At 71.7% G+C, this 25,608-nt stretch carries 24 protein-coding genes and 1 tRNA gene; 12 read left to right on the top strand and 13 right to left on the bottom strand.

Features of this window, described 5'->3' with window-relative positions; genetic code table 11:
• Positions 1-29: 29 nt before the first annotated feature.
• Positions 30-114 (bottom strand) — tRNA-Leu (locus OO67_RS28480).
• 182 nt (positions 115-296) lie between these two features.
• Here OO67_RS28480 and OO67_RS28475 point away from each other — a divergent pair.
• The 3 genes from OO67_RS28475 (at position 297) to OO67_RS28465 (ending at position 2,896) form a co-directional block, all read left to right on the top strand.
• On the top strand, positions 297-1,631 hold the full coding sequence (locus OO67_RS28475) for a M20/M25/M40 family metallo-hydrolase (protein WP_033304596.1): 1,335 nt from the start codon (positions 297-299) through the stop codon (positions 1,629-1,631).
• A 145-nt stretch (positions 1,632-1,776) separates the two neighbouring features.
• Entirely contained in the window at positions 1,777-2,010 is a 234-nt protein-coding gene (gene chpH, locus OO67_RS28470; protein WP_033304594.1) for a chaplin ChpH, read from the top strand.
• A gap of 139 nt (positions 2,011-2,149) precedes the next feature.
• A complete protein-coding gene (locus tag OO67_RS28465; protein ID WP_033304593.1) occupies positions 2,150-2,896 on the top strand; it encodes a chaplin in 747 nt (248 codons plus the stop codon).
• A gap of 53 nt (positions 2,897-2,949) precedes the next feature.
• On the opposite strand, the gene OO67_RS28460 is transcribed toward OO67_RS28465, so the two are convergent.
• A complete protein-coding gene (locus OO67_RS28460; protein WP_033304592.1) occupies positions 2,950-3,138 on the bottom strand; it encodes a DUF5703 family protein in 189 nt (62 codons plus the stop codon).
• Positions 3,139-3,185: 47 nt separating this feature from the next.
• Between OO67_RS28460 and OO67_RS28455 the strand changes: the two genes are divergently transcribed.
• Entirely contained in the window at positions 3,186-3,848 is a 663-nt protein-coding gene (locus tag OO67_RS28455) for a hypothetical protein (RefSeq protein ID WP_033304591.1), read from the top strand.
• Positions 3,849-3,926: 78 nt separating this feature from the next.
• On the opposite strand, the gene OO67_RS28450 is transcribed toward OO67_RS28455, so the two are convergent.
• Both OO67_RS28450 and OO67_RS28445 read right to left on the bottom strand, forming a co-directional pair.
• Positions 3,927-6,140: a helix-hairpin-helix domain-containing protein gene (locus OO67_RS28450; RefSeq protein WP_033304588.1), complete on the bottom strand. Its 2,214-nt coding sequence runs from the start codon at positions 6,138-6,140 to the stop codon at positions 3,927-3,929.
• Complete coding sequence (locus OO67_RS28445; protein WP_033304587.1) at positions 6,137-7,120, bottom strand: aldo/keto reductase; 984 nt, start codon at positions 7,118-7,120, stop codon at positions 6,137-6,139. The genes OO67_RS28450 and OO67_RS28445 overlap by 4 nt, the downstream gene beginning before the upstream one ends.
• Positions 7,121-7,261: 141 nt before the next feature.
• Between OO67_RS28445 and OO67_RS28440 the strand changes: the two genes are divergently transcribed.
• Positions 7,262-8,314, top strand: a complete 1,053-nt coding sequence (locus OO67_RS28440; protein WP_033304586.1) for an LLM class F420-dependent oxidoreductase — start codon at positions 7,262-7,264, stop codon at positions 8,312-8,314.
• 241 nt (positions 8,315-8,555) lie between these two features.
• The gene (locus OO67_RS28435) at positions 8,556-9,350 is read left to right on the top strand and encodes a hypothetical protein (RefSeq protein WP_033304585.1); all 795 of its coding nucleotides are present in this window, start codon (positions 8,556-8,558) and stop codon (positions 9,348-9,350) included.
• 14 nt (positions 9,351-9,364) lie between these two features.
• Here OO67_RS28435 and corA read toward each other — a convergent pair whose 3' ends face one another.
• On the bottom strand, positions 9,365-10,351 hold the full coding sequence (gene corA, locus OO67_RS28430) for a magnesium/cobalt transporter CorA (RefSeq protein WP_033304583.1): 987 nt from the start codon (positions 10,349-10,351) through the stop codon (positions 9,365-9,367).
• Positions 10,352-10,403: 52 nt separating this feature from the next.
• Here corA and OO67_RS28425 point away from each other — a divergent pair, with 52 nt between their 5' ends.
• The 4 genes from OO67_RS28425 to mshC all read left to right on the top strand — a co-directional run bounded on the left by OO67_RS28425 (position 10,404) and on the right by mshC (position 14,017).
• Entirely contained in the window at positions 10,404-11,114 is a 711-nt protein-coding gene (locus OO67_RS28425) for a histidine phosphatase family protein (RefSeq protein WP_033304582.1), read from the top strand.
• A 105-nt stretch (positions 11,115-11,219) separates the two neighbouring features.
• Positions 11,220-11,810, top strand: a complete 591-nt coding sequence (locus tag OO67_RS28420) for a DUF3090 domain-containing protein (RefSeq protein WP_033304581.1) — start codon at positions 11,220-11,222, stop codon at positions 11,808-11,810.
• Positions 11,774-12,628 (top strand): SCO1664 family protein, encoded by an 855-nt coding sequence (locus tag OO67_RS28415; protein ID WP_033304580.1) that lies wholly within the window; start codon positions 11,774-11,776, stop codon positions 12,626-12,628. The genes OO67_RS28420 and OO67_RS28415 overlap by 37 nt, the downstream gene beginning before the upstream one ends.
• A 159-nt stretch (positions 12,629-12,787) precedes the next feature.
• On the top strand, positions 12,788-14,017 hold the full coding sequence (gene mshC / locus OO67_RS28410) for a cysteine--1-D-myo-inosityl 2-amino-2-deoxy-alpha-D-glucopyranoside ligase (protein ID WP_033304578.1): 1,230 nt from the start codon (positions 12,788-12,790) through the stop codon (positions 14,015-14,017).
• An 84-nt stretch (positions 14,018-14,101) separates the two neighbouring features.
• Here the strand turns inward: mshC and OO67_RS28405 are convergent, their stop codons facing one another.
• Positions 14,102-15,139, bottom strand: coding sequence for a PAC2 family protein (locus tag OO67_RS28405; protein WP_033304576.1), 1,038 nt, complete (start codon positions 15,137-15,139; stop codon positions 14,102-14,104).
• A 230-nt stretch (positions 15,140-15,369) separates the two neighbouring features.
• On the opposite strand from OO67_RS28405, the gene OO67_RS28400 reads away from it, so the two are divergent.
• Together OO67_RS28400 and OO67_RS28395 are read left to right on the top strand one after the other, a co-directional pair.
• Entirely contained in the window at positions 15,370-16,692 is a 1,323-nt protein-coding gene (locus OO67_RS28400) for an L-fuconate dehydratase (RefSeq protein WP_033304575.1), read from the top strand.
• Positions 16,689-17,477, top strand: coding sequence for an SDR family NAD(P)-dependent oxidoreductase (locus OO67_RS28395; protein ID WP_033304574.1), 789 nt, complete (start codon positions 16,689-16,691; stop codon positions 17,475-17,477). The genes OO67_RS28400 and OO67_RS28395 overlap by 4 nt, the downstream gene beginning before the upstream one ends.
• Here OO67_RS28395 and OO67_RS28390 read toward each other — a convergent pair.
• From OO67_RS28390 to OO67_RS28360, 7 genes are all read right to left on the bottom strand, one after another.
• Positions 17,466-18,137 (bottom strand): FadR/GntR family transcriptional regulator, encoded by a 672-nt coding sequence (locus OO67_RS28390; RefSeq protein ID WP_033304573.1) that lies wholly within the window; start codon positions 18,135-18,137, stop codon positions 17,466-17,468. The two genes, OO67_RS28395 and OO67_RS28390, sit on opposite strands and share 12 nt — an antisense overlap.
• A gap of 213 nt (positions 18,138-18,350) precedes the next feature.
• Positions 18,351-19,409, bottom strand: coding sequence for an LLM class flavin-dependent oxidoreductase (locus OO67_RS28385; RefSeq protein ID WP_033304572.1), 1,059 nt, complete (start codon positions 19,407-19,409; stop codon positions 18,351-18,353).
• A gap of 33 nt (positions 19,410-19,442) precedes the next feature.
• Positions 19,443-20,408: an LLM class flavin-dependent oxidoreductase gene (locus OO67_RS28380; protein WP_033304570.1), complete on the bottom strand. Its 966-nt coding sequence runs from the start codon at positions 20,406-20,408 to the stop codon at positions 19,443-19,445.
• A 119-nt stretch (positions 20,409-20,527) separates the two neighbouring features.
• Positions 20,528-22,138, bottom strand: coding sequence for a glycerol-3-phosphate dehydrogenase/oxidase (locus OO67_RS28375; protein ID WP_033304568.1), 1,611 nt, complete (start codon positions 22,136-22,138; stop codon positions 20,528-20,530).
• Positions 22,139-22,150: 12 nt separating this feature from the next.
• Positions 22,151-23,680 carry a glycerol kinase GlpK gene (gene glpK, locus OO67_RS28370; RefSeq protein WP_033304566.1) on the bottom strand — a complete coding sequence of 510 codons (1,530 nt, stop codon included), beginning with the start codon at positions 23,678-23,680 and terminating at the stop codon, positions 22,151-22,153.
• Between the two features lie 40 nt (positions 23,681-23,720).
• Entirely contained in the window at positions 23,721-24,512 is a 792-nt protein-coding gene (locus OO67_RS28365; RefSeq protein WP_033304564.1) for an MIP/aquaporin family protein, read from the bottom strand.
• Between the two features lie 327 nt (positions 24,513-24,839).
• Entirely contained in the window at positions 24,840-25,604 is a 765-nt protein-coding gene (locus tag OO67_RS28360; protein ID WP_033304562.1) for an IclR family transcriptional regulator, read from the bottom strand.
• Positions 25,605-25,608: the final 4 nt, after the last annotated feature.

Raw genomic sequence — 25,608 nt, 5'->3', positions numbered from 1 at the left:
CCCCAGGACGACCTGGGGGTTTTCCGCTGTGTCCGAGGGGGGACTTGAACCCCCACGCCCGATAAAGGGCACTAGCACCTCAAGCTAGCGCGTCTGCCATTCCGCCACCCGGACCGGGTGTGTCTTCCGGGCCCTGCCCGTTCCGACGTGGAAAACCATAGCAAACATTCGAGGGTGCTCGATCACGTCCCCGGCCATGTGAAAGGCGCATGACGGAGCCCGGGCGGTCTTGGGTGCACGGGGGCGGGCGCGCGAGGATGAGGGGGAGCACCACCGTGCCAGTGGAAGGAAGCAGCGTGAGCGAGACCAACACGTCCCCGGCCGGCATCGGCGAGACCGCCGAGAAGGAGGTCGTGGACCTCTGTCGTGACCTGATCCGGATCGACACCAGCAATTACGGCGACCACTCGGGCCCCGGGGAGCGGGCCGCCGCCGAGTACGTCGCCGAGAAGCTCGCCGAGGTCGGGCTCGAGCCGAAGATCATCGAGTCCCACAAGGGCCGCGCCTCCACCGTGGCCCGGATCGAGGGCGAGGATCCCTCCAGGCCGGCGCTGCTGATCCACGGGCACACCGACGTGGTGCCGGCGAACGCGGCGGACTGGACCCACGACCCCTTCTCCGGAGAGATCGCGGACGGCTGCGTGTGGGGGCGCGGAGCGGTCGACATGAAGGACATGGACGCGATGACCCTCGCGGTCGTACGCGACCGCATGCGCAGCGGCCGCAAGCCTCCGCGCGACATCGTGCTGGCCTTCCTCGCCGACGAGGAGGCCGGCGGCACGTACGGGGCGCGCCACCTCGTCGACAACCACCGGGACCTCTTCGACGGCGTCACCGAGGCGATCGGCGAGGTCGGCGGCTTCTCCTTCACCGTCAACGAGAACCTGCGCCTCTACCTGGTGGAGACCGCGCAGAAGGGCATGCACTGGATGCGGCTCACCGTCGACGGCACCGCCGGGCACGGCTCGATGACCAACAACGACAACGCGATCACCGAGCTCTGTGAGGCCGTGGGCCGGCTGGGCCGGCACAAGTGGCCGGTCCGGGTGACCAAGACCGTGCGGTCCTTCCTGGACGAGCTGTCCGACGCGCTGGGCACCCCCCTCGACCCCGAGGACATGGAGGCGACGCTCGCCAAGCTCGGCGGGATCGCCAAGATGGTCGGCGCCACCCTGCAGAACTCCGCCGCCCCCACCATGCTCGGCGCCGGCTACAAGGTGAACGTGATCCCCGGACAGGCCACGGCGCACGTGGACGGGCGCTTCCTGCCCGGTTACGAGGAGGAGTTCCTGGCCGACCTCGACCGGATCCTCGGCCCGCGGGTGAAGCGTGAGGACGTGCACGGGGACAAGGCCCTGGAGACCGACTTCGACGGTTCCCTGGTGGACGCCATGCAGCTCGCGCTGAAGGCCGAGGACCCGATCGCGCGCGCCGTGCCCTACATGCTCTCCGGCGGTACCGACGCCAAGTCCTTCGACGACCTCGGTATCCGCTGCTTCGGCTTCGCTCCGTTGAAGCTGCCGCCGGAGCTGGACTTCGCCGGCATGTTCCACGGTGTGGACGAGCGCGTTCCGGTGGACGGGCTGACCTTCGGCGCCCGGGTGCTCGACCGGTTCATCGACCACTCCTGACCCGCCCGGCGGCGGAAATCGACAGCCTGTACGCACCTCACCGGAAAGGGTGAAAGGGATCGCCCGCTCGTAGCCCCCTCACCCCCTCCTCGTTACACGTGATGCGGTCCGCGGCTGGGACCGCACTTGTCAATCAGGAGGAATAATGATCAAGAAGGTCGTCGCAATCGCGGCTGCTACCGGTGGTCTCGTGCTCGCGGGTGCGGGTATGGCTTCCGCCGACGCCGGTGCCCAGGGTGCCGCCATCGGCAGCCCCGGCGTGCTCTCGGGCAACGTCGTCCAGGTTCCGGTCCACGTTCCGGTGAACGTGTGCGGCAACACGATTTCCGTGATCGGGCTGCTGAACCCCGCCTTCGGCAACGCCTGCGTCAACGCGTGACGATGCGCGTCAACCCGTGAGGGTGTGAGTCCGGTCGGCCCCGGAGTGCGCGCCATGCACTCCGGGGCCGCTGGGCGTTCGGCCCCCCGCACGGCTGTGCCCGGGGCATTTCGGCAGGCAGAAGGCAGGAAGACAACCTATGCGACAGGTCACACGTAAAGGCCTGATCACCATGGCGGCGGCGGGCGGAGTGCTCGCGCTCGGCGGCGGTTACGCGCACGCCGACGCGGGTGCGGCCGGCGCCGCGTCGAGTTCACCGGGAGTGCTCTCGGGGAACTCGATCCAGGTCCCCATCGATGTACCCGTCAACGTGTGCGGAAACTCCGTGGACGTCGGCGGTCTGCTCAACCCCACGAGCGGAAACGACTGCGGAAACGGATCTTCGGACTCCGGCCACGCGCACACCCCGGACGGGGCGTCCCCGTCCGGTCACGGCTCCGGGAGCCAGGCTTCCGGGCACGAGGACGTGCGCGACAACGGGGCCGGGACGGGCAGGCACCGTGCCCCCGGCACCTCGGCCCAGGCGGAGACGACCGGTTCCCCCGGCATCCTCTCCGGCAACCAGGTGCAGGTGCCGGTGGAGATCCCCCTGAACGTCTGCGGCAACAGCGTCACCGTCGGCGGTCTGCTCAACCCGGTCTTCGGCAACGACTGCGAGAACGACACGGAGACGGTCCCGCCTCCCGTCGTACCGCGGACGCCGCACACCCCGGAGAAGCCGGCCACGCCGGACGCACCCCCGGTGCCCGAGACCCAGCTCGTGGCGGGTGAGCAGCTCGCGCAGACCGGCGGGGGCGGGCTCGACCTGCTCATCCCGGCGAGCGCGGGCCTGCTGCTCGCAGGCGCGGGCACGGTCCTGTACCGGCGCTCGCGCAGCGCCGCATAGCGCTGTCGCGCCATGTGACGAGCGGGTTCCGCGTGTGCGGAACCCGCTCCGCCCTACCAGGTGGGCCGTAGCTGGCGGATGATGCGGCGCCGCAGCCGCACCCGGCGACTGCCGTCACGGCGCAGCGTCAGTCGGTCCAGCTCCCAGTGCCCGTACTCGGCACGGTCGGTGAGCAGTCGGGCCGCCTCCTTGCGGGTCACCCCGCGCGGCACGTACACGTCGATGAATTCGTATTCCGGCATCGCATCTATTGTGCGGGCAGACCCCCGGTACGGATAGCGTCTGTCCCATGTCTGATGCTGCGCAGCCCACCGCTGCCGAGGTACGCGCCGCCGCCGATGCAGTCAAAACCGCGCTCGACCGCCACCTCCAGGCAGTCGAACGCCGTACCGGGGACGACGACCCCGCTGTCTACGACGCGTTCAACGCACTGGCCGCCGCGGCCGAGGTATACGACGAACTGCTCTACGACCGCCACGACGAGGTCACCCCCTTCGAGATCCCCGCCGCGGAGGACTCCCTCCCGCCGTATGCGGGCCCGGAGGAACCGCACGCCGTCACTGTGCTGATCAGGCGCGACTACGCGGTGGCCGAGCCCGCGCGGCTGCTCGCCCAGGCGCAGCGGCTCGCCGATCTTGATCCGGAGGGACAGGACGGGAGTGCCCTGCCGACCGCCGGCGCCGGTGTGCACGCCGCGCTGGGCGTGGTGTTCGGCGAGTACGAGGCGGACGAAATCGCCTCCCGGCACAAGGAGTTCGGCTTGGAGGAGGGGGACTCCACCCTCTGGGTCTCCGCCGTGGACGAGCTTCCCGACCCGGGGGAGTGGCTCGGTGCGCCGTTCGACGACGCAGATCCGTCCCTCGTGGTCTGCCGCTTCGACGCCAGCTCCGTCTTCGACGAGGACGACGAGCTGGACGTGGACCCGGAGGACGTCCTCCCGGAACGCTCCTGAGCCCATCGTCCGACGGGCCCGGTGCGCGGCGCACCGGGCCCGTCGGACGTGCTCCGGGGCCCCGCCGGGCGGACCGCCCTACGAGGCGTCCGGCGTGGGCAGCGCCTCCAGCAGGGGGCGCAGCCGGGTGGTCCGCTCCTGGGCCGGCACCTCGGCCACCGCGCGCGGCAGAGCCTGGTCCACGCCGTGCACCACGGACAGGTGCCGCTCCCCACGGCTGAACGCCGTGTACACCCAGGGCCTGCTGAGACCCTGCGCGGCGTCTCCGGGCAGGACGACGACAGCGGCGGGCCAGCGCATCCCGGCCGCCTGGTGGGCGCTGAGCGCCCAGCCGTGGCGGACCGAGGTCTCCACCCGGTCCTGCGGTACGACGACGGGTGTCCCGGCGCAGTCCAGACGCAGGCCCTCGGCGTCAGCCGAGACGACCGAGCCGGGCACCGCCCTGCCGGGAGCGGGGACATGGACCACGCGGTCGCCCGGGTCGAAGCCGCCGAACCGGCCCGGTCCCGGATTCAGCCGCTCCTTGAGCGCGGCGTTCAGTGCCGTCGTGCCCGCCGAACCGCCGTGCCCCACCGTGATCACCTGGGTGTCGGAGGAAGGCACCCCGATGGCGCGCGGCACCGAGTCGGCCACCAGCTGCACCGTGCGGTGGACGGCCTCACCCGCGTCCCGGACGGGCACGATCACCACTTCCCTGCCGGGTGCGTCGACCTGGGCGAGCTCGCCGATGCCGATGCCGGAGACCAGCTCGCCGATCGGTCCGGGGTCGGGCGTGCGCGAGACCACGTGAGGGCAGGCGCGCGCCGCGATGACGTCGGCGAACACCCGGCCCGCGCCGGCCGATCCCAGCACGCCCGGGTCACCGCTCAGGACCAGGCGTGTCCCGTCGGCGAGGGATTCCACCAGCATCGCGGCCGTCTCCACGTCGAGCTGCGGGGCGTCCAGCACGACCAGCACGTCGAGGGCGAACGCGCCGTCCGCGTCCCGGCCCGGCCCGTCCTCGCCGGAGAGCAGGGCGGAGAGAGTGACGGCGGACCCCGCGTCCCCGACCGCCTCCTCCAGCCGGCGCCGCCCGTCCGCGCTGTGGGTGGTGCCCACGACCCGGAGACCGAGGCCGTGTGCGGCGGCGATCAGGGCGGCTGGTTCGGCACGGGCGGCCTCGCCGCCGCTGTGGGCCACCAGACCGGCCGCCGCGGCCGCCCGGATCAGCTCGCCCGCCGAGGAGGACGGGGCGGCTGCTGCCGCCTCCGTCCAGTCGGCGCCCTTGTCGCAGGAGTTGACCAGCCGGCCCAGGCCGTCGGCGAGGCTCTCCTCGGCCAGGGCGTACCGGTCGAGGCCGAGCAGGACCGGCACCGGCTCATCGTCACCCCGCGTCCCGTCCTCGGGTGTCTCCTCGGTCCCTTCCGGGCTCTCCGGCTCCGTGGCGTCGACGCCGTCCTGGAACACCAGCACGACGCCCTCGTCGACGGCGTGCTGCACGGCCTCCCCGGGGTCGGTCACCGCGTACCCGGCCAGGGCCGTCCGCACCTCGTCGGCGTCCAGTGCGGTGTGGCCCCGGAGCGCGGCCCGCTCCAGGAGCCAGCCCACCAGAGCCGCCGTACGCCGCTCGTCGTCGGGCCCGCACTCCGCGCCCAGCAGTGCCCTCGCGAAGCCGTCCGCCTGCTCGGGGCGTACACCGGGCACGGACAGCAGCTGCCACGGATCCTCCCGGAGCGCCTGGGCCGCCCCTTCGCCGAGTGTCGCCGCCGCCGGGCGGGCCAGGGCCTCGGGGGCCCCGCCTCCGGCGAGCACCGCCGCGACCGCGGCCGCGGCGCCGGGGGAAGCGGCCGCAGGGGCCGGCTGCTCGGGGTCCCGGGAGGGACCGGCGGGCGCCGTCGGGGCGGCGGCAGGGGCTGCCCGGCGGGGCGCGGGCGCCGAGGCGGGCGAGTCGAAGAAGGCGGTGCCCGGTTTCTCACCGCTCTCCACCGCGCGTACCGCCGCGAGCAGATCCGCTGCCGGGCCGCTCAGCTTCGTGCCGGCGGCGATGGGCCCTTCCTTCTCCGCCTTGCGCTGCTCGATCCGCTCGCGCAGCTCGCGCTGGGCGGCCAGCTCCGCCTCGGCCTCCGACAGTGCGGGGGCGGCGGGCACACCGGGAACCTGCTCCGGGTCCTGAGCGCCCTCCGCGCCCTCCGCGCTCCCCGCGTCGCCCTCGTCGGGCGTGCCGGGCGTGTCGGCGGCCTGGGCGGCGTCCTCGCCGGCCTCGTGGTCCTCGGCCGCGGGGTCCGGGGCTTCTCCCCGGGGATGCGCAGTCACAGCGTGCTCCAGTCCTGGTCGGGATAGCGGTGCACGGGCGCCGACACGTCGTCGAGCGCCTGGCAGATCTCGTCAGGAAGACTAAGCGCCTCCACTGACAGGGCCTCGGCCAGCTGGCGCGCGTTGCGCGCCCCGACGACCGGAGCCACCACCCCCGGCCGGTCCCGCACCCAGGCGAGCGCGACCTGGAGCGGCGTCGTGGCGAGGCCGTCGGCGGCCGTGGCCACCGCGTCCACGATCCTGCCCGCCGCCTCGTCGAGGTACGGCTCGACGAACGGGGCCAGCTGCTCGGAGGCGCCGCGTGAGTCGGAGGGCGTGCCCGTGCGGTACTTGCCGGTCAGCACCCCCCGGCCGAGCGGGGACGACGGCAGCAGCCCCACCCCGAGGTCCAGCGCCGCCGGCAGCACCTCACGCTCGACGCCCCGCTGCAACAGCGAGTACTCCATCTGCGTGGAGGCCAGCCGGGTGCGCAGCCCGGGCGCGGCGAGCTGCCAGGTGGCCGCCTTGGCCAGCTGCCAGCCGCTGAAGTTGGACACTCCGGCATACCGGGCACGGCCCGACGACACAGCGAGGTCCAGCGCCTGCAGGGTCTCGTCCAGCGGCGTCACGGGATCGAAGGCGTGGAGCTGCCACAGGTCGACGTGGTCCGTCCCGAGCCGCCGCAGCGAGGCGTCGAGCGCGGCGAGCAGGTGCCCGCGCGATCCGTCGAAGCGGCGGTAGGGGTCGGGCACGCTGCCGGCCTTGGTCGCGATGACCAGATCTCGCCGTGGCACCAGGTTGTCCAGGAGGCGCCCCAGCAGGTGTTCGGCCTCCCCGCCGGCGTACACGTCGGCGGTGTCGACGAGGGTGCCGCCCACGTCCCAGAAGGCTTTGAGCTGGTCGGCGGCGTCGTGTTCGTCGGTGTCCCGGCCCCAGGTGAGGGTGCCCAGCCCGATCCGGGACACGCGAAGGCCGGTACGGCCGAGATGCCTCTGCTCCATGGGCGCTGAGATTACTGGCCAGGGCCCCACGCCGTGGAAGCCTGTGGACAACCCCGTCCCCGGCGAGCCTGCCGGATCCCGGCGCCCCGCGCTAGAGTCCCGGGCACAGGAACGTTACTGATCAGTAGAGGGAGCGTGGGTATGCGGCTCGGCATCAATCTCGGTTACTGGGGTGCGGGGATGGACGGCGACAACCTCGCCGTCGCCCAGGAGGCCGACCGGCTCGGCTACGACGTCTGCTGGGCGGCCGAGGCGTACGGCTCCGACGTGCCGACGGTGCTGGCCTGGGTCGCGGCCCGGACCGAGTCCATCGACGTGGGCTCCGCCATCATGCAGATCCCGGCCCGTCAGCCCGCGATGACGGCCATGACGGCGGCCACCCTCGACTCGCTCTCCGGGGGCCGTTTCCGCCTCGGCCTCGGCGTCTCGGGACCGCAGGTGTCCGAGGGCTGGTACGGAGTCAAGTTCGACAAGCCCCTGGCCCGCACGCGCGAGTACGTCGAGATCGTGCGCCGGGCGATGTCCCGGGAGCGGCTGTCCTACGAGGGCGAGCACTGGACGCTCCCGCTGCCCGACGGCCCCGGCAAGCCGATCAAGCTGACCGTCCACCCGCAGCGCGAGCACATCCCGCTCTACATCGCCGCGATCGGCCCGAAGAACCTGGAGCAGACCGGCGAGATCGCCGACGGCGCCCTCCTGATCTTCCCCTCCGCCGAGCACCTCGACGAGACCGCGGTGAAGCACCTGCGGGCCGGCCGGGAGAAGGCCGGGAAGACGATGGACGGGTTCGACGTCTGTCCGACCCTTCCGCTGGCGGTCGGCGACGACGTCAACGGCCTCGCCGACATGTTCCGCCCGTACACCGCGCTCTACGTCGGCGGCATGGGCAGCCGCAAGCAGAACTTCTACAACCAGCTCGCCCAGCGCATGGGGTACGAGAAGGAAGCCGCGGAGATCCAGGACAAGTACCTGGCCGGCGACAAGGCGGGGGCCGCGGCCGCCGTACCGCACCAGCTCATCGACCAGACCACGCTGCTCGGCCCGGTGGAGCGGATCGCCGACCGGATGCAGGCGTACGCGGCCGCCGGCGTCACGACGCTGACCCTGGCACCGGCGGGCTTCACGCTCGACGAGCGGCTCGCGGCCCTGCGCGCCGGCACCGACGCCCTGGAGCGCTCCGGCCTCGCCGCCTGACCGCCGGGCGCAGCACTACGGCCGTGGTGGGGGCTCGGGGGTCCTCCCCGCCACGGCCGTCGTACGGGACAACGCGCCGTACGGCCCCCGGGTTACGCCCCGCACTGCTCCGGCGGCCCCGGGGCAGGTCCGGGCGCCGCACGGCGCCCGTTCGGCCCCGCCCCGCCCCGCTCGTGTTGCCTACCGGCGCGTACCGGATTTGACTGTGCCTCTGCGGACACCGGTGCGAAGGGTGGCAGTGATGCTCTCGGCAAAGAGTCTTTTCCAGGAGATCCTCGACGACGACGATTCGTTCCGGCTGTTCTGTTCGATCGCCGCCGGCGGTGAGTCGCAGGGCGGCTGGGAGAACGGGCGCATCGCCGCACTCATGCCGCCGGGACTGCGCGAGCTGGCACCCAAGGCAGCCCGGCACGGTGCCGACGAGGACAAGCACGGCAGGATCTTCAACGCCCTGCTGAAGCAGCGCGGGCTCCAGCCCGTCGCGGTGCCGTACGGGACCGACTACACCCTCCTGCTGGAGCGCCTGGGCATCGGGCTCGCCCACGACCGGCTCAGCCGTGAGGAGCCGCTCACCGAGCGGGAGGTCATCGTCTACCTGGCCCACAGCAGGGTCACCGAACAGCGGGCCTCCGAACAGATGCGGCTCCTGCTCAAGCACTTCGCCGGGCACCCCGTCCTCGGCCGCGCCGTGAAGATGATCTCGCGGGACGAGGACAACCACCTCGCGTACTGCCACGAGGAACTCCTCCGCCTCGCCCGGGCCGGACACGGCCGGACGATCCAGTCCGTCCTGCGGGAGTGCGCCCGGGCCGAGATCCGGGTGTACCGCGACGTCAGCCTCGCCGTGATGAGCCACATGGGCGGCGTGCTGCGCTGGTCCAGGGCCAAGGCGGCCGTGCTGGCCGCGGGCATCCACGCGGTGTACGCCTACGAGCGCCTGGTGGGCTGGCGGCGCATGGTGAGCCTCGAACAGCCCGCCCCGGCCCTGCGCGACGCGCTCGGCGGCCCGGCCGTGCCCGAGACGGAGTACGCCTGAGACGGGCGACCGCGCTACATCCAGCCCCGGCGCTTGAACAGGCGGTACAGGCCGACGACCGCGACGCCCATCAGCACGATCACCGCCGGATAGGTCCACGCCCAGTCGAGCTCGGGCATGTGCTCGAAGTTCATGCCGTAGATCCCGGCCACCATGGTGGGTACGGCGGCCATGGCGGCCCATGCCGAGATCTTCCTCATGTCGTCGTTCTGTCGCACACCCACCTGCGCCAGATGCGCCGACAGAATGTCCGAGAGCAGCCGGTCGAGCCCTTCCACCTGCTCGACGGCGCGCGTCAGGTGGTCGTTCACGTCCCGGAAGAACGGCTGCGAATCCGTGTCGACGAACGGCACGCCCGCGCTCGACAGCCGTGCCATCGGTGCGCTCAGCGGATTCGTCGCCCGGCGGAACTCGAGCACCTGCCGCTTGAAGGTGTAGATGCTCGCCGCCGTGTTCGTGGTGTCCCTGGAGCCGGTCGGGGCGAAGACCTGAGCCTCCAGCTCCTCCAGGTCGACCTGGAGCTCCGCGGCGACCTCGATGTAGTGGTCCACCACGGCGTCGCTGACCGCGTAGAGCACCGACGTGGGCCCGTGCCTGAGGACCTCGGGCTCGGCCTCCAGCCGCTGCCGCACCGCCGCGAGCGGCGCGCCCTCGCCGTGCCGCACCGTCACCACGAAGGAATCACCTATGAACAGCATCAGCTCACCGGCGCTCACGGTGTCGCTCTCCTGCTCGTAGACCACCGGCTTGATCACCACGAACAGTGAGTCGTCGTAGATCTCCAGTTTGGGCCGCTGATGGGCGCGCAGGGCGTCCTCCACCGCCAGCGGATGCAACGAGAACTCGCTCGTGACCAGGTCGAACTCCTTCTCCGTCGGCTCGTGCAGACCGATCCAGAGAAACGCGTCCCCGCTGGAGCGTGCCTCGTCGAGGGCATCGGAGAAGTCGGCGGGACCTTCGGTCCGACGCCCGTCCCGGTAAATTCCGCAGTCGACGATCACCCGCGCATTCTTCCCTGCCGCGGAGGCTTCACGCACCTCTACGCTGGCAGGTATGCCCACGCTCATCCTTGTACGCCACGGACGCTCGACCGCCAACACCTCCGGAGTGCTCGCGGGCCGCACTCCAGGTGTCGCCCTCGACGAACGCGGCGCCGAACAGGCCGCCGCGCTGCCCGGCAGGCTGTCCGCCCTCACGCTGGCCGCGGCTGTCAGCAGCCCGTTGCAGCGCTGCCGGCAGACGCTCCAGCCGCTGCTGGACGCCCGCCCGGACCTTCCGCTGCACACGGAGGACCGGATCAGTGAATGCGACTACGGCGACTGGTCGGGGCGCAAGCTCGCCGAGCTCGCCGACGAACCGCTGATGAAGGTCGTCCAGCAGCACCCCTCGGCCGCCGCCTTCCCCGGCGGGGAGTCCATGCGGACCATGCAGGCGCGGGCCGTCGACGCCGTGCGGGACTGGAACGCCCGTGTCGAGGCGGAACACGGTGAGGACGCCACCTACCTGATGTGTTCCCACGGCGACATCATCAAGTCTCTCGTCGCCGACGCGCTCGGCATGCACCTCGACCTCTTCCAGCGTGTCCAGGCCGACCCGTGTTCCGTCACCGCGATCCGCTACACGCGGCTGCGCCCGTTCCTCCTCCGGCTCGGAGACACCGGCGACTTCGCGTCCCTCGCCCCGCCGGAACAGGCCATCGGCGCCGACGCGGCGGGGGACAGGGCAACGGATGCGGCCGTCGGGGGCGGCGCTGGGGCACCGTGATCGCTCCGCGCAGTAGGGTGGACGCGCCGTAGAGGCCGTGTGGGACATCCCAGCACGGCCCGGGGCCGCCCCCATCCGCCATCACATTCTCAAGGGAGACAGGACGTGTCCCGTCAGGTGTTCCTCTACGACCCACCGGACCGTTTCGTGGCCGGTACGGTCGGGCTGCCTGGCCGCCGTACGTTTTTCCTGCAGGCGTCCTCGCGGGGACGGGTCACGAGTGTGGCCCTGGAGAAGACCCAGGTCGCCGCGTTGGCCGAACGGATCGACGAACTCCTCGACGAGGTCGTCCGGCGGACCGGCGGCAACTCACCGGTGCCCGCGGTGGCACCCATGGACGTCACCGACACCGCGCCGCTCGACGCACCCGTCGAGGAGGAGTTCAGGGTCGGCACCATGGCCCTCGCCTGGGACGGCGAGGAGCAGCGCATGATCGTCGAGGCGCAGGCGCTCGTCGAGCTGGACGCCGACTCCGAGGACGACCTCGCGGAGGCCGAGGAAAGGCTTCTGCAGGACGAGGAGAACGGCCCTCCGATGCTGCGTGTCCGGCTGAGCGGAGCTCAGGCGCGGGCGTTCGCCAAACGCGCGCTGGACGTCGTGAACGCCGGCCGCCCGCCGTGCCCGCTGTGCAGCCTCCCCCTCGACCCGGAAGGACACGTATGCCCGCGCCAGAACGGATACCGTCGCGGGGCCTGACGGACGCGGGGCTGCGCACCCTGCTCGCCGAGGGGGAGCTCACGGTCCTCGGCCGGGTCCGGGGCGCGTCGAACGCGGTGCTGTACTGCACGGTCGCCTCCGACGGCGCGGAGCGCCACTGCGTCTACAAGCCGGTCGCCGGAGAGCAGCCGCTGTGGGACTTCCCCGACGGCACCCTCGCCCAGCGAGAGGTCGCGGCGTACGAGGTCTCCGAGGCCACCGGCTGGGGACTCGTGCCCCCCACGGTGCTGCGGGAGGGCCCCTACGGCGAGGGGATGTGCCAGCTCTGGATCGAGGCGGAGCACGGCGACGGTGACCCGGCGGCCGACGGGCCGCCGCCCCTGCTCGCGCTCGTCGAGGACGAGGAGCCGGGTGACGGCTGGAAGGCCGTCGGCCTCGCCGAGGTAGGGGAGGGGAAGACGGCCCTGCTGGTCCACGCGGACGATCCCCGGCTGCGCAGGCTCGCGGTCCTGGACGCCGTGATCAACAACGGGGACCGCAAGGGCGGGCACCTGCTGCCCGCACCCGGGGGACGGCTGTACGGCATCGACCACGGTGTCACCTTCAACGCGGACGACAAGCTGCGGACGCTGCTCTGGGGATGGGCGGGCGAGCCGCTGACCGCTGAGGCCGCCGAGGTGCTCGACCGGCTGTCCGCCTGCCTGGAACCGGGCGCGGTGCTCGCCACCCGGTTGGGGGAACTGATCACCGCAGTGGAGATCGAGGCCCTGCGCGCCCGTGTGGAGAGCCTCCGCAAGTCCGGCCGGCACCCACAGCCCAGCGGCGACTGGCCACCGATCCCGTGGCCGCCCGTGTGACGGCCGCGGGCCGACAGCTCCGGGACGGGTATGTGAAGGCCGCGGGCGGACGGCTCCGGGACGGTTGAAGGAAAAGAGGCCCGCGCGCAAGACCGCCTCTTCGGCCACGATCTGCCATCCGGTTCGTATCCGGAAGCATCGTCCGGTTACGCTCATGACATGCATGCCTGGCCCGCTTCTGAGGTCCCCGCCCTGCCTGGCAAGGGCCGCGACCTTCGGATCCACGACACCGCGACCGGCGGACGGATCACCCTTGACCCCGGTCCCGTCGCCCGCATCTACGTCTGCGGCATCACGCCGTACGACGCGACCCACATGGGTCATGCGGCGACCTACAACGCGTTCGACCTCGTTCAGCGCGTGTGGCTCGACACCAAGCGGCAGGTTCACTACGTCCAGAACGTGACCGACGTGGATGATCCGCTGCTTGAGCGGGCCGTGCGCGACGGTGAGGACTGGACCGAGCTCGCGGAGCGCGAGACGGCTCTCTTCAGGGAGGACATGACCGCCCTGCGCATGCTTCCTCCGAAGCACTACATCGGGGCGGTCGAGGCTATACCCGGCATCGTCCCGCTCGTGGAACGACTCCGTGACGCGGGCGCCGCCTACGAGCTCGAAGGCGACACCTACTTCTCCGTCGACTGCGACCCGCACTTCGGCGAGGTCTCGGGCCTGGACGCCGAGGCCATGCGGCTGCTCTCCGCCGAGCGCGGCGGCGACCCGGAGCGCCCCGGCAAGAAGAACCCGCTCGACCCGATGCTCTGGATGGCCGCCCGTGAGGGCGAGCCGAGCTGGGACGGCGGCAGTCTCGGCCGCGGCAGGCCCGGCTGGCACATCGAGTGCGTCGCCATCGCCCTGGACCACCTGGGCATGAGCTTCGACGTCCAGGGAGGCGGCTCCGACCTCGCCTTCCCGCACCACGAGATGGGCGCCTCACACGCCCAGGTGCTGACCGGCGAGCACCCCTTCGCCCGCGCCTACGTGCACGCGGGCATGGTCGCCCTGAACGGCGAGAAGATGTCCAAGTCCAAGGGCAACCTCGTCTTCGTGTCGGCGCTGCGGCGGGACGACGTGGACCCCGCCGCGATCAGGCTCGCCCTGCTCGCGCACCACTACAGGTCCGACTGGGAGTGGACCGACCAGGTGCTCGCCGATGCCGTCGAGCGCCTCGCCCGGTGGCGTGCCGCCGTCTCCCGGCCGGACGGGCTCCCCGCCGACGCCCTGGTCGAGGAGGTCCGGGAGGCCCTGGCCGACGACCTGGACGCCCCGGCCGCGCTCGCCGCCGTGGACCGCTGGGCCGCGCGGCAGAGCTCCGGCGGCGGCACGGACGAGGGCGCGCCCGGCCTCGTGTCGCGCACGGTCGACGCCCTGCTGGGCGTCGCGCTGTAACCCGCATCCGCAGACACCGCCGAACGGCCCCGGACTTCGCGAGAGCGACGAAGTCCGGGGCCGTTCCTCGCCGGAGGCGAGAAGTCAGTCGTCCGAGGCGTCCTCGTCCGGCCCGGCGGGCGGCTTGTCATCGGGTGCCGCGTCCCCCTCGGCATCCTTCGGCCGGCCCTTCTCCGGACGCTGCGGCTTCGGCGGCCTCGTGCGTCCGCCGGACGTGTCCCGGAGATAGGGCACGTCACCGCTCTCCGTGGCATGACCCCCCGGTGCCTGCCCCGGGCCGCCGACGTCCCTGCGCCGGAGGTACCGCTCGAACTCGCGGGCGATGGCCTCGCCGGACGCCTCGGGCAGCTCCGCGGTGTCGCGCGCCTCCTCCAGCGTCTGCACGTACTCCGCGACCTCGCTGTCCTCGGCGGCCAGCTGATCGACCCCGAGCTGCCAGGCGCGGGCGTCCTCGGGCAGTTCGCCCAGCGGGATCCGCAGCCCGAGCAGGTCCTCGAGCCTGTTCAGGAGCGCCAGCGTCGCCTTCGGGTTAGGCGGCTGCGACACGTAGTGCGGCACCGCCGCCCACAGGCTCACCGCGGGCACCCCCGCATGCGTGCAGGCCTCCTGGAGGATGCCCACGATGCCGGTCGGCCCCTCGTACCGGGTCTCCTCCAGATCCATGGTCCTCGCCAGATCCGGATCCGAGGTGACCCCGCTGACGGGCACCGGCCTGGTGTGCGGGGTGTCGCCGAGCAGGGCCCCCAGGATGACGACCATCCCGACACCCAGCTCATGGGCGAAGCCCAGGATCTCGTTGCAGTACGAACGCCAGCGCATGGAGGGTTCGATGCCACGGATCAGCACCAGGTCGCGGGGCTTCTCGCCGCCGACCCGGACCACGGAGAGCCGCGTGGTGGGCCAGGTGATCTTGCGCGTCCCACCCTCCAGCCACACCGTGGGCCGGTTGACCTGGAAGTCGTAGTAGTCCTCGGCGTCGAGCGCCGCGAAGACCTCGCCCTTCCATTCCCGGTCCAGATGCGCCACCGCTGTGGAGGCGGCGTCACCGGCGTCGTTCCAGCCCTCGAACGCGGCCACCATGACCGGGTCGACCAGCTCGGGTACCCCCTCGAGCTCGATCACCCAGGCCTCCTTCCGAAGTTCCCTTGTGTACGGACCAACCTTACGGCTTCCGTCCTGTTCCGCCGCAGCCCGTTTGCGTGCAGAGCTGAAGCGTGCCGCCCCTTGATTCATCCGAGCTGTACCGATCGAAAGTGATCAAACTTCCGTCAGGCCCTGGACTGCGCGACCTGTGAGGGGTTATACATCGGATGACCAATGAGAGATCCGATGTTATTGCCCTGGGGGCGCACATGAGTCTGACCGTCATGGCTTTCGAGGTCGACGACATCCGGTTTCCCACCTCGGAGCAGCTGGACGGCTCGGACGCCATGAACCCCGATCCCGACTACTCCGCCGCCTACGTCGTCCTGCGCGCGGACGGCGCGGGCGAGGAGGGGCACGGCTTCTGCTTCACCATCGGGCGCGGCAACGATGTCATGGCCGCGGCCATCGAGACGCTCCGGCCCTACGTGGCGGGACGCCCCGTGCCGCGTACCGCCGCGGACCTCGCCGCCCTGTACCGCAGCCTCACGCACGACTCCCAGCTGCGCTGGCTCGGCCCCGAGAAGGGCGTGATGCACATGGCGGCCGGAGCCGTCGTCAACGCGGCCTGGGACCTCGCGGCGAGACTGGCCGGGAAGCCCGTCTGGCAGTTCCTCGCGGAGATGACCCCGGAGGAGCTCGTCTCCCTCGTCGACTTCCGCTACCTCACGGACGCCCTCACCCCGCAGGAGGCGCTCGGCATCCTCCGTGCCGCCGAGCCGGGCCGTGCCGAGCGCACCGAGCGGCTGCTCGCCCAGGGCTATCCCGCGTACACCACCTCGCCCGGCTGGCTGGGATACGACGACGACAAGCTCGTCCGCCTGGCCAAGGAGGCCGTCGCCGACGGATTCACCCAGATCAAGCTGAAGGTCGGCGCCGATCTGGACGACGACATCCGGCGGCTCGCACTCGCCCGCCAGGCCGTGGGCCCCGGCATCCGGATCGCCGTCGACGCCAACCAGCGCTGGGACGTGGCCGGCGCGGTGGACTGGATGAACGCGCTCGCCCCGTTCGACCCGTACTGGATCGAGGAACCCACGAGCCCCGACGACGTGCTCGGCCACGCCGCCGTGCGCGCCGGGCAGCCGGTCAAGGTCGCCACCGGCGAACACATCGCCAACCGGGTCGTGTTCAAGCAACTGCTCCAGGCGGGCGCGGTCGACTTCGTCCAGATCGACGCCGCACGCGTCGCGGGCGTCAACGAGAACCTCGCGGTCCTGCTGCTCGCCGCCAAGTACGGCGTCCCGGTATGCCCTCACGCCGGAGGCGTCGGGCTGTGCGAGCTGGTCCAGCACCTCTCGATGTTCGACTACGTCGCGGTCTCCGGCAGCTGGGAGGACCGCGTCATCGAGTACGTCGACCACCTCCACGAGCACTTCGCAGACCCGGCCGTGATCGAGGACGGCCGCTACGTCACCCCTCGCGCGCCGGGCTTCTCGGCCCGGATGCTCCCCGCCTCGATCGCCGGACACCGCTATCCGCAGGGCCCCGTCTGGCAGGCCCGCCGCACACCCGAGGAGACCGTCCGATGACCGGCACGCAGGATTTCGAGGGGCTGTCCGCGCTGGTGACGGGCGGCGCATCCGGTATCGGGGCCGCGGTGGCAGCACTGCTGCTCGCGCGCGGGGCGAGTGTCGCCGTGCTGGACCTCGATCCCGCCGGCGCTCCCGAGGGGGCGCTGGCCCTCGAGGCCGACGTGAGGGACGACGGCGCCGTACGGAACGCGGTCGACCGGGCCGCCGCGGAGCTCGGCGGACTCCACACCCTGGTGTCCAACGCGGGGATCGGCTCGATCGGGACCGTCGAGGACAACGCCGACGAGGAGTGGGCGCGCGTCCTGGACATCAACGTGGTCGGCATGGTCCGCGTCGCCCGCCACGCGCTGCCCCATCTGCGCCGCGCCGCCACCGGGCGGCCCGGGGCCGTGTCGATCACCCAGACCTGCTCCATCGCCGCGACCGCCGGCCTGCCGCAGCGCGCGCTCTACAGCGCGAGCAAGGGGGCCGTGCTCTCCCTCACCCTCGCGATGGCCGCCGACCATGTCCGTGAGGGGATCAGGGTCAACTGCGTCAATCCCGGCACCGCTGACACCCCCTGGATCGGCCGGCTGCTCGACCGGGCCGAGGACCCGGCGGCGGAGCGCGCCGCGCTCGACGCCCGCCAGCCGCTGGGACGGCTGGTGTCCGCCGACGAGGTGGCCGCCGCGGTCGTCTACCTGGCGAGCCCGGCGGCCGCGTCCGTCACCGGCACCGCACTCGCCGTCGACGGCGGGATGCAGGGTCTTCGGCTGCGCCCCGCCGCACCCTCACAGGGTTGAGCGCAGCCACTGTTCCACGCTCGCCACGTGGACCGTCGCCCAGGACCTGGCCGCCTCCGCGTCCCGGTCCCGCAGCGCGGCGAGAATCGCCCGGTGCTCGTGCAGGGTGCGGCTGACCGCGTCCTCCTGGGTCAGTCCGCGCCACACCCTGGCCCTGGTGGTCGGGCCGGACAGGCCGTCCAGCAGGGAGCACAGCACCGAATTGCCGGAGGCCCGGACGATGCCGCGGTGGAACTCCAGATCGCCGGCGACCAGCGCCTCCACCGAGGGATCGGGGCCCAGCGCGTCCAACTGGGCGCTCAGGGCGTTCAGTTCCTCTTCCTCGATGCGCGACGCCGCCATCGCCGTGGCCGCCGGTTCCAGGATCCGGCGGACCGCGAGGAACTCCAGCACCGTGTCGTCGCGGTGGAAGTCCACCACGAAACTGAGTGCCTCCAGAAGCAGCTGCGGGTCCAGGCTCGTGACGTAGGTGCCGTCGCCCTGGCGGACGTCGAGGATCCGGATCAGTGACAGGGCGCGCACCGCCTCGCGCAGAGAGTTGCGTGACAGGCCGAGCTCGGCCGCGAGCTCGCTCTCCTTGGGAAGACGGTCTCCCGGGGCCAGGGCGCCGGAGACGATCATTGCCTTGATCTTCTCGATCGCTTCGTCGGTGACGGCCATGCGGGGCCTCCTCGCGCACAATACATCCGATGTATGTGCTCATTATGCGGCCCCTGCCGAACGGGGAACCTCAGGGGCTGCGAAAGTCCGCACAGGTCGCGGACGGAGCCGGCCCCGGCCTGTGCGGCCCGCGGACGACGGACCGGGCACCGCGCCGCCCGGTCCGCCCCACCGCCCCTGTCAGTACACCGCCCGGTCCGCCCACCGCCCCTGTCAGTCCCAGAGCGTGGAGGGCGCCTCACGCCGTACCACCGGGGCGATCTCCTCGGCGAAGCGCTGGAGCGTCTCCAGCTGCTCGCCGTGCGACAGGCCGAATCCGTCCACGGTGAGCGACTGCAGATCGTGCCGGTACACCGCGTGGAAGCCGAGGATCTTGTCGATGATCTGCTGCGGGGAGCCGATGAGCTGCGGGCCGTCGGCCATCGCGTCCTCGATCGTGCGGAACGGGGTGTTGTAGCCGGCCCTGCCCTCCAGATGCGGTTTGAAGGACTGGGCGACCTTGGCCTCGTACAGCTCCTTGTAGCGTTCGACCGCCTTCCGCGTGGTGTCCGCGATCAGCAGGCCGCCGGAGCCCGCCGCCACCCGCGCGTCCGCCGGATCGCGCCCGTACGCCTCGAACCGCTGGCGGTAGTAGGCGATCAGCCTCGCGTAGGCCTCGCGCGGCTGGATCGCGTTGGCGGTGAACAGGGGGTCGCCGTGCCGGGCCGCCAGTTCGGGCGAGTTGAGGCTGGTCGCCGAGCCGTGCCAGATCCGCGGCGGCCCGGCGTACGGGCGGGGCACGGTCGTCACGTTCTTCAGCGGCGGACGGAACTCACCGTCCCAGTCCACCCCTTCCTCGCTCCACAGCCGGCGCAGCAGCTCGTACTTCTCCTTCTGCAGATCCCACTGCCGCTCCTCGTCCAGCCCGAACAGGCTGAAGTGCCCGGCCTCCGCACCCTTCCCCACGACGAGTTCGAGTCTGCCGCGCGCTATCTGGTCGAGTGTCGCGAACTCCTCCGCCACCCGCACCGGATCGAGGATCGCGACGACCGTGACCCCGGTCAGGAGCCGGATGGTGGAGGTCCTGGCGGCCAGCGCGCCCAGGATCACCCCTGGGCTCGACGAGAGGAACGGCCCGGCGTGCCGTTCCCCGATCGCGTACGCGTCGAAGCCGAGCCGCTCAGCCGCGGCACCGGTCTCGATCACCTCGTGGAACCGTTCGGCGGCCGAGGGGAGTTCGCCGGTCAGAGGATGCGGGGCGTGGCCGACGAGAGAGAGCACGGAGAACTTCAAGGGGGAGCCTTCCTTCCGGTTGCGGCGGGGGTGTCAGGCGGCGGCGAGGCCGAGGTGGCCGCGCAGCGTCCGGGCGGTGTATGCCGTGCGGAAGAGCCCGCGCTGCTGCAGGACGGGCACCAGCCCGGAGACGATCGCGTCCAGGTCGTCGGGGAGCACAGCGGGCCGCAGCCGGAAACCGTCGGCGCCGCCCTCCCGGAACCACTCCTCCAGAAGGTCCGCCAGACCCTCGGGCGTACCGGAGAAGACGGCGGCGTCCGAGGTGAACGGAGCCCCGGCGGCTTCCTCCAGGGCGGCCCGGCGCGCGTCGGCACCTTCCTGGCTGCCGCCCAGCACGACAGTGACGTCGGCGAAGACACGCAGTGCGCCGGGCGGCCTTCCCGCCTCCTCCCGCAGCGACTCGACCTCCTCGCGTATGGCCACCAGCCCGGCGGTGTCCGCCGGAGTGACGAAGACGACGTCACCGTGCACGGCCGCGAGCCGGTAGGGGACCGTGGCGTGCGCCAGCAGGGCGAGCGGCGGTCTGCCCTGCGGGGAGGGCACGGCGGTGCCCCACTCCCCGGTGGCCTCGGTCAGGAACTCGTCGGCCCGCGCGAAGAGTTCGGCCACCCGCCGGTCGCCCTCGGGAGTGCCGAGGACCTGCAGCAGCCTGGCGTGCTCGGCGTTGCTCGTCGTGGCCCGGGGCCGGACTCCCGCCCGCCCCTCACTCAGATGGTCGAGCGTCGCGATCCGCGTCGCCCATGCGGTGGCATCACCCGTCGTCGGCCCCAGCGGGACGAGTCCGATCCGGTCGGTGACCTGTGCGGCGAGGGCCAGCAGGAGCGCGGAGTCGAGCCGCCCGGGGCCGTCCTCGACGGTGACGAAGTCGAGCAGCCCGGCCTCGGCGCCGCGCACGAGCCGGGCGTACTCCTCGGGTGTGAAGGGCCTGGCGGGCGCGGCCGGATGCGAACCGTCGCCGTTCAGCGCCGCTGACAGATGGAATCCCTGATGTTCGGACATCCCTCCACTGTCCCCGCGTCACGTTGCGCCCGTATGGCGGCTGCATGGCGCGCGCCGGCGGCCGCGTGCCGCAGGGGCGGCCTCCCCGTGGGAGACCGCCCCCGCGTGCCGCTCCGGACTCAGCGCCCGTCGGCCAGCATGTCCTCGACCCTGGACCGTATGTCGTCCGTCGCCAGGCCACGGATCGTCAGCGTCGTCCGGCGGCGGAGGACGTCGTCCGCCGTCTCGGCCCACTCGCGGTCGCGCGCGTACGCCACCTGCGCCCAGATCTCCGGGGCGTCGGGGTGGATGCGCTCGGCCAGCGCCGGGTTCTCGTTGGCCATCCGTGCGATGTCGAAGGAGAGCGAGCCGTAGTGGGTGGCGAGGTGCCGGGCGGTGTCGGCGGGCATCCGGGGCCCGGGCGAACCGCCGTCGACCAGCAGCCGGTGCGCGACGGCGTTCGGGTTGGCGATACCGGGCAGCGGCAGCTTCTTCGGCAGCCGTGCCATCGGTTCCATGTCCTCGCCCAGGGGGTGCCCGGGCAGCTCGGCCAGCTTGTTCATCACCGTACGGCCGATGTGGCGGAACGTCGTCCACTTGCCGCCCGCGACCGACAGCATGCCGCCGCGGCCCTCGGTCACGACCGTCTCGCGCTTGGCCTTGGACGTGTCACCCGGACCGCCGGGCAGCACCCGCAGCCCCGCGAAGGAGTACGTGATCAGGTCGCGGGACAGCTGCTGGTCCCGTACGGAGAACGCCGCCTCGTCGAGGATCTGTGCCGTGTCCTTCTCGGTGACCGCGACATCGCCCGGGTCGCCCTCGTACTCCTCGTCGGTCGTACCGAGCAGCAGCATGTCCTCCCAGGGCAGGGCGAACGTGATCCGGTACTTGTCGATCGGAGTCGCCAGCGCGGCCTTCCACGGGCGGGTGCGCTTGAGGACCAGGTGCGCGCCCTTCGACAGACGTATGGAGGGCGCCGCGTTCGGGTCCTCCAGCTTCCGCAGGTGATCGACCCACGGCCCGGTGGCGTTCAGCACCAGACGCGCGTCGACGCCGAACTCCGTACCGTCCTGGCGGTCCTCCAGCTCGGCACCCGTGACCCGGCCCCGGGTGAACCGCAGCCCTGTCACCGCGGCGTGGTTGAGGACGACGGCGCCGGCGTCGGCCGCCGCGCGGACCGTCATCAGCGCCATCCGGGCGTCGTTCATCTGGTCGTCGCCGTAGACCGCGACGGCCTTGAGATTGTCCGTACGCAGCTCGGGGACGTCGCGCTGCGCCCTGGCCGGGCTGATCACATGGCCGACGCCGTCACCGAACGCGGACAGCGCCGAGTACGCGAAGACGCCCGCGCCGAGCTTGGCGGCGCCGTGCGGCCCGCCCTTGTAGACCGGCAGGTAGAAGGTGAGCGGATTGGCCAGGTGCGGTGCGACCTGACGGGACACCGCGCGCCGTTCGAAGTGGTTCTCCGCGACCAGCTTCACCGCGCCGGTCTGCAGGTAGCGCAGACCGCCGTGGAGCAGCTTGGAGGAGGCGGAGGAGGTGGCGCCGGCGAAGTCGCCGGCGTCCACCAGGGCCACCCGCAGGCCGGACTGCGCCGCATGCCAGGCGGTGGAGATGCCCAGGATGCCGCCGCCGATCACCAGGAGGTCGTACGTCGCCTTGGAAAGCTGCTCCCGGGTCTCGGCACGGCTCGGGAGGGAGCCGGAGGCCGGATGCGTCCCGAGGGCGGGGACGCTCTGCAGGGTGGTCATGTCGATTGCTCCTCAGCTCTCTTCGTCCTCGATCCAGCCCATGGTCCGTTCGACGGCCTTGAGCCAGCTCTTGTACTCGCGGTCACGCGTGGCCGCGTCCATACGGGGTGTCCACTCGGCGGCGCGGCGCCAGTTGGCGCGCAGCGCGTCGGTGTCCGGCCAGAAGCCGACGGCGAGACCGGCGGCGTAGGCGGCGCCGAGGCAGGTGGTCTCGGCCACCATGGGGCGCACCACCGGTGCGTCCAGGAAGTCCGAGAGCGTCTGCATCAGCAGGTTGTTGGAGGTCATGCCGCCGTCGACCTTGAGCGCGGTCAGCTCGACGCCGGAGTCCTTGGTCATGGCGTCGCTGATCTCACGGGTCTGCCAGGCGGTGGCCTCGAGCACGGCCCGGGCGATGTGCGCCTTGGTCACGTAGCGGGTGAGACCTGCGATCACACCACGGGCGTCGGGGCGCCAGTACGGGGCGAACAAGCCGGAGAACGCGGGCACGAAGTAGGCGCCGCCGTTGTCCTCGACGGAGGAGGCCAGCGTCTCGATCTCGGCCGCGGACTTGATCAGGCCCATCTGGTCGCGCATCCACTGGACCAGCGAACCGGTGACGGCGATGGACCCCTCGAGGGCGTACACCGGCTTCTGGTCGCCGATCTGGTAGCCGACGGTCGTGAGCAGCCCGTTGTACGAGTTCACCGGGGTGTGGCCGGTGTTCATCAGCATGAAGGTGCCGGTGCCGTACGTGGACTTGGCCTCGCCCTGGGCGAAACAGGTCTGGCCGAACAGCGCGGCCTGCTGGTCGCCGAGCGCGGAGGCCACCGGGACGCCGTCGAGGACGCCACCCTTGGCGGTGCCGTACACCTCGGCGGAGGACCGGATCTCCGGCAGGACGGCGGGCGGGATCTCCAGGGACTGGACGATCTTGTCGTCCCACTGCATCTTGTGCAGGTTCATCAGGAGGGTGCGCGAGGCGTTGGTGACGTCGGTGACGTGGACGCCGCCTTCGGTGCCGCCGGTCAGGTTCCAGATGACCCAGGAGTCCATGGTCCCGAAGAGGATGTCGCCCCGCTCGGCGCGCTCGCGCAGCCCCTCGACGTTGTCGAGCAGCCAGCGGACCTTCGGGCCGGCGAAGTACGACGCGAGCGGCAGTCCCGTCTCGCGGCGGAAGCGGTCCTGGCCGACGTTGCGGCCGAGCTCCTTGCAGAGCGCGTCGGTGCGGGTGTCCTGCCAGACGAGTGCGTTGTGGACGGGCTCACCGGTGTTCTTGTCCCAGAGCAGCGTGGTCTCGCGCTGGTTGGTGATGCCGATCGCCTTGACGTCGGCGGAGGTGATGCCGGCCTTGACGATCGCCCCGGCGACGACTTCCTGGACGTTCTCCCAGATCTCTCTCGCGTCGTGCTCGACCCAGCCCGGCTTGGGGAAGATCTGCTCGTGCTCCTTCTGGTCGACGGAGACGATCCGGCCGTCCTTGTCGAAGACGATGCAGCGACTGGACGTGGTGCCCTGGTCGATGGCCGCGATGAACGGGCCGGTGGTGTGTGCGTCGGTCACGGTTGGCTCCCGGAAGTCTGTGTGGTGTGGAGTGTGCGGCTCAGGCGAAGGCGAGGTTGTAGAGTCCGCCGGCCAGTGCGGCCCCGATGAGCGGTCCTACCACCGGTACCCAGGCGTAGCCCCAGTCCGACCCGCCCTTGTTCGGCAGCGGCAGCAACGCGTGCACGATTCGCGGGCCGAGGTCGCGCACCGGGTTGATCGCGTAGCCGGTCGGGCCGCCCAGCGAAAGGCCGATCCCGACGACCACCAGCGAGGTGATCAGGGCCCCGAGAGCGCCGAGGCCGTTGCCCTCGTCGTTCAGGCCCTGGGTGAGGATCGCCAGGACCAGTACGAAGGTGGCGATGACCTCCGTGACCACGTTCTGCACCGCGTGCCGGATCTCCGGACCCGTGGTGAAGATTCCGAGCACGGGTCCGGCCTTCGGAGCCGAAGCCTGGTCGACCATGCCCTCCTCGGCCGGCTGGTCCCTCACGATCTCGGGATCCGTGAGGTGCGCGTGGAACTGTCCGTAGTAGACGGCCCAGACGAGCACGGCACCGATCATCGCGCCGAACAGCTCGGAGACGAGATACAGGGGCACATCGCTCCACGCGGTGCCGCCCTGGATCGCGAGGCCGATCGTGACCGCCGGATTGAGGTGGGCGCCGGACACGCCGGAGGCTATGTAGGCGCCGGTCAGTACGGCGAATCCCCACCCGAAGGTGATGGCCAGCCAGCCGGCGTTCTGTGCCTTGGATCGCTTGAGAGTGACGGCGGCACAGACACCGCCGCCGAGCAGAATGAGTACGGCGGTACCGATGGTCTCGCCGATGAAGATGTCGGAGCTGGACACCCGCGACTCCTTTGTCCTTCGTCCAGGGGAAGGCGAAACACCGGGTCCCTCCGGTGGATCGCGCCCCAGGTGGGTACTCGTAGGTACGGGTACGTCACCTGTAGGGCTTGACCGGCCCTCGGCACTGTCACACCCTAACGCGTATTGCCGTTAGGTGTTCGGCAATGCCGACCGGTGAGCGGCAATGTTTCTCCCCGGCGGGGGGTGCGTCAAGAGGTCTGTGACGCGCGACTCGATCGTTACCGGCGCCGCGGGTGCGCCGGACCTTGATCACCGGCGGAGCGGAGCGCGCACCCGGGCCTGATCGGCACGGGCGTCACGGGGTGCTCAGAAGCGTCCGGCGCCCAGATCCCGGGAGACGGCGCGGGCGCAGTCCCGGACGGCGGCGACGAGCTCGGGCCGCAGCTCCCCGCCGGCGCAGACACGCTCCACCGCGCCCGTCACGGCCACGGCGCCGACCGGCATCCTGCGCCGGTCGTGGATGGGGGCGGCCACCGCCGCCACACCCTCCCAGGTCTCCTCGACGTCGGCCGCCCAGCCCTGCGCCCGGATCAGGCCGAGCAGCGACTCGAACTCCGCTTCGCCGGTGACGGTGCGCGGCGTGAACGAGCGCCGCTCCACCTCTGTGGCCTCGCTGTGCGCGACGGGGTCGTAGGCGGCGAGGACCTTGCCGAGGGCCGTGGAGTGCAGCGGTTGCATGGCGCCGACCTCGAGCACCTGACGGCTGTCGTCGGGCCGGAAGACGTGGTGGACGATCAGGACTCCGTGCTGGTGCAGCACGCCCAGGTGGACGCTCTCGCCGCTGGAGCGGGCGAGGTCGTCGGTCCAGACCAGCGCGCGGGCCCGCAGTTCGTGGACGTCGAGATAGCTGTTGCCCAGGCGCAGCAGCTCGGCGCCGAGCTGGTAGCGGCCCGACGCGGCGTCCTGTTCCACGAAGCCCTCGTGCTGGAGGGTGCGCAGGATGCCGTGCGCGGTACCTTTGGCCAGGCCGAGCGACGACGAGATGTCGGACAGGCCGAGCCGGCGCTCGCCGCCTGCCAGCAGACGCAGCATCGCCGCTGCCCGCTCGAGCGACTGGATGTTCTTCGCCATCGCG

Source organism: Streptomyces atroolivaceus (assembly GCF_000717025.1).
In the GTDB taxonomy this organism is placed as follows: Bacteria; Actinomycetota; Actinomycetes; order Streptomycetales; family Streptomycetaceae; genus Streptomyces; species Streptomyces atroolivaceus.
Note: the sequence above shows the minus strand (reverse complement) of the source record. Positions and strands in the feature narration are given on the sequence as shown.

Coding starts and splice junctions, on each gene's coding strand:
- chpH (WP_033304594.1), top strand. CDS start 1,777: ATGATCAAGAAGGTCGTCGCAATCGCGGCTGCTACCGGTGGTCTCGTG.
- OO67_RS28465 (WP_033304593.1), top strand. CDS start 2,150: ATGCGACAGGTCACACGTAAAGGCCTGATCACCATGGCGGCGGCGGGC.
- OO67_RS28460 (WP_033304592.1), bottom strand. CDS start 3,138: ATGCCGGAATACGAATTCATCGACGTGTACGTGCCGCGCGGGGTGACC.
- OO67_RS28455 (WP_033304591.1), top strand. CDS start 3,186: ATGTCTGATGCTGCGCAGCCCACCGCTGCCGAGGTACGCGCCGCCGCC.
- OO67_RS28445 (WP_033304587.1), bottom strand. CDS start 7,120: ATGGAGCAGAGGCATCTCGGCCGTACCGGCCTTCGCGTGTCCCGGATC.
- OO67_RS28440 (WP_033304586.1), top strand. CDS start 7,262: ATGCGGCTCGGCATCAATCTCGGTTACTGGGGTGCGGGGATGGACGGC.
- OO67_RS28435 (WP_033304585.1), top strand. CDS start 8,556: ATGCTCTCGGCAAAGAGTCTTTTCCAGGAGATCCTCGACGACGACGAT.
- OO67_RS28425 (WP_033304582.1), top strand. CDS start 10,404: ATGCCCACGCTCATCCTTGTACGCCACGGACGCTCGACCGCCAACACC.
- OO67_RS28415 (WP_033304580.1), top strand. CDS start 11,774: ATGCCCGCGCCAGAACGGATACCGTCGCGGGGCCTGACGGACGCGGGG.
- mshC (WP_033304578.1), top strand. CDS start 12,788: ATGCATGCCTGGCCCGCTTCTGAGGTCCCCGCCCTGCCTGGCAAGGGC.
- OO67_RS28400 (WP_033304575.1), top strand. CDS start 15,370: ATGAGTCTGACCGTCATGGCTTTCGAGGTCGACGACATCCGGTTTCCC.
- OO67_RS28395 (WP_033304574.1), top strand. CDS start 16,689: ATGACCGGCACGCAGGATTTCGAGGGGCTGTCCGCGCTGGTGACGGGC.
- OO67_RS28390 (WP_033304573.1), bottom strand. CDS start 18,137: ATGGCCGTCACCGACGAAGCGATCGAGAAGATCAAGGCAATGATCGTC.
- OO67_RS28380 (WP_033304570.1), bottom strand. CDS start 20,408: ATGTCCGAACATCAGGGATTCCATCTGTCAGCGGCGCTGAACGGCGAC.
- OO67_RS28375 (WP_033304568.1), bottom strand. CDS start 22,138: ATGACCACCCTGCAGAGCGTCCCCGCCCTCGGGACGCATCCGGCCTCC.
- OO67_RS28360 (WP_033304562.1), bottom strand. CDS start 25,604: ATGGCGAAGAACATCCAGTCGCTCGAGCGGGCAGCGGCGATGCTGCGT.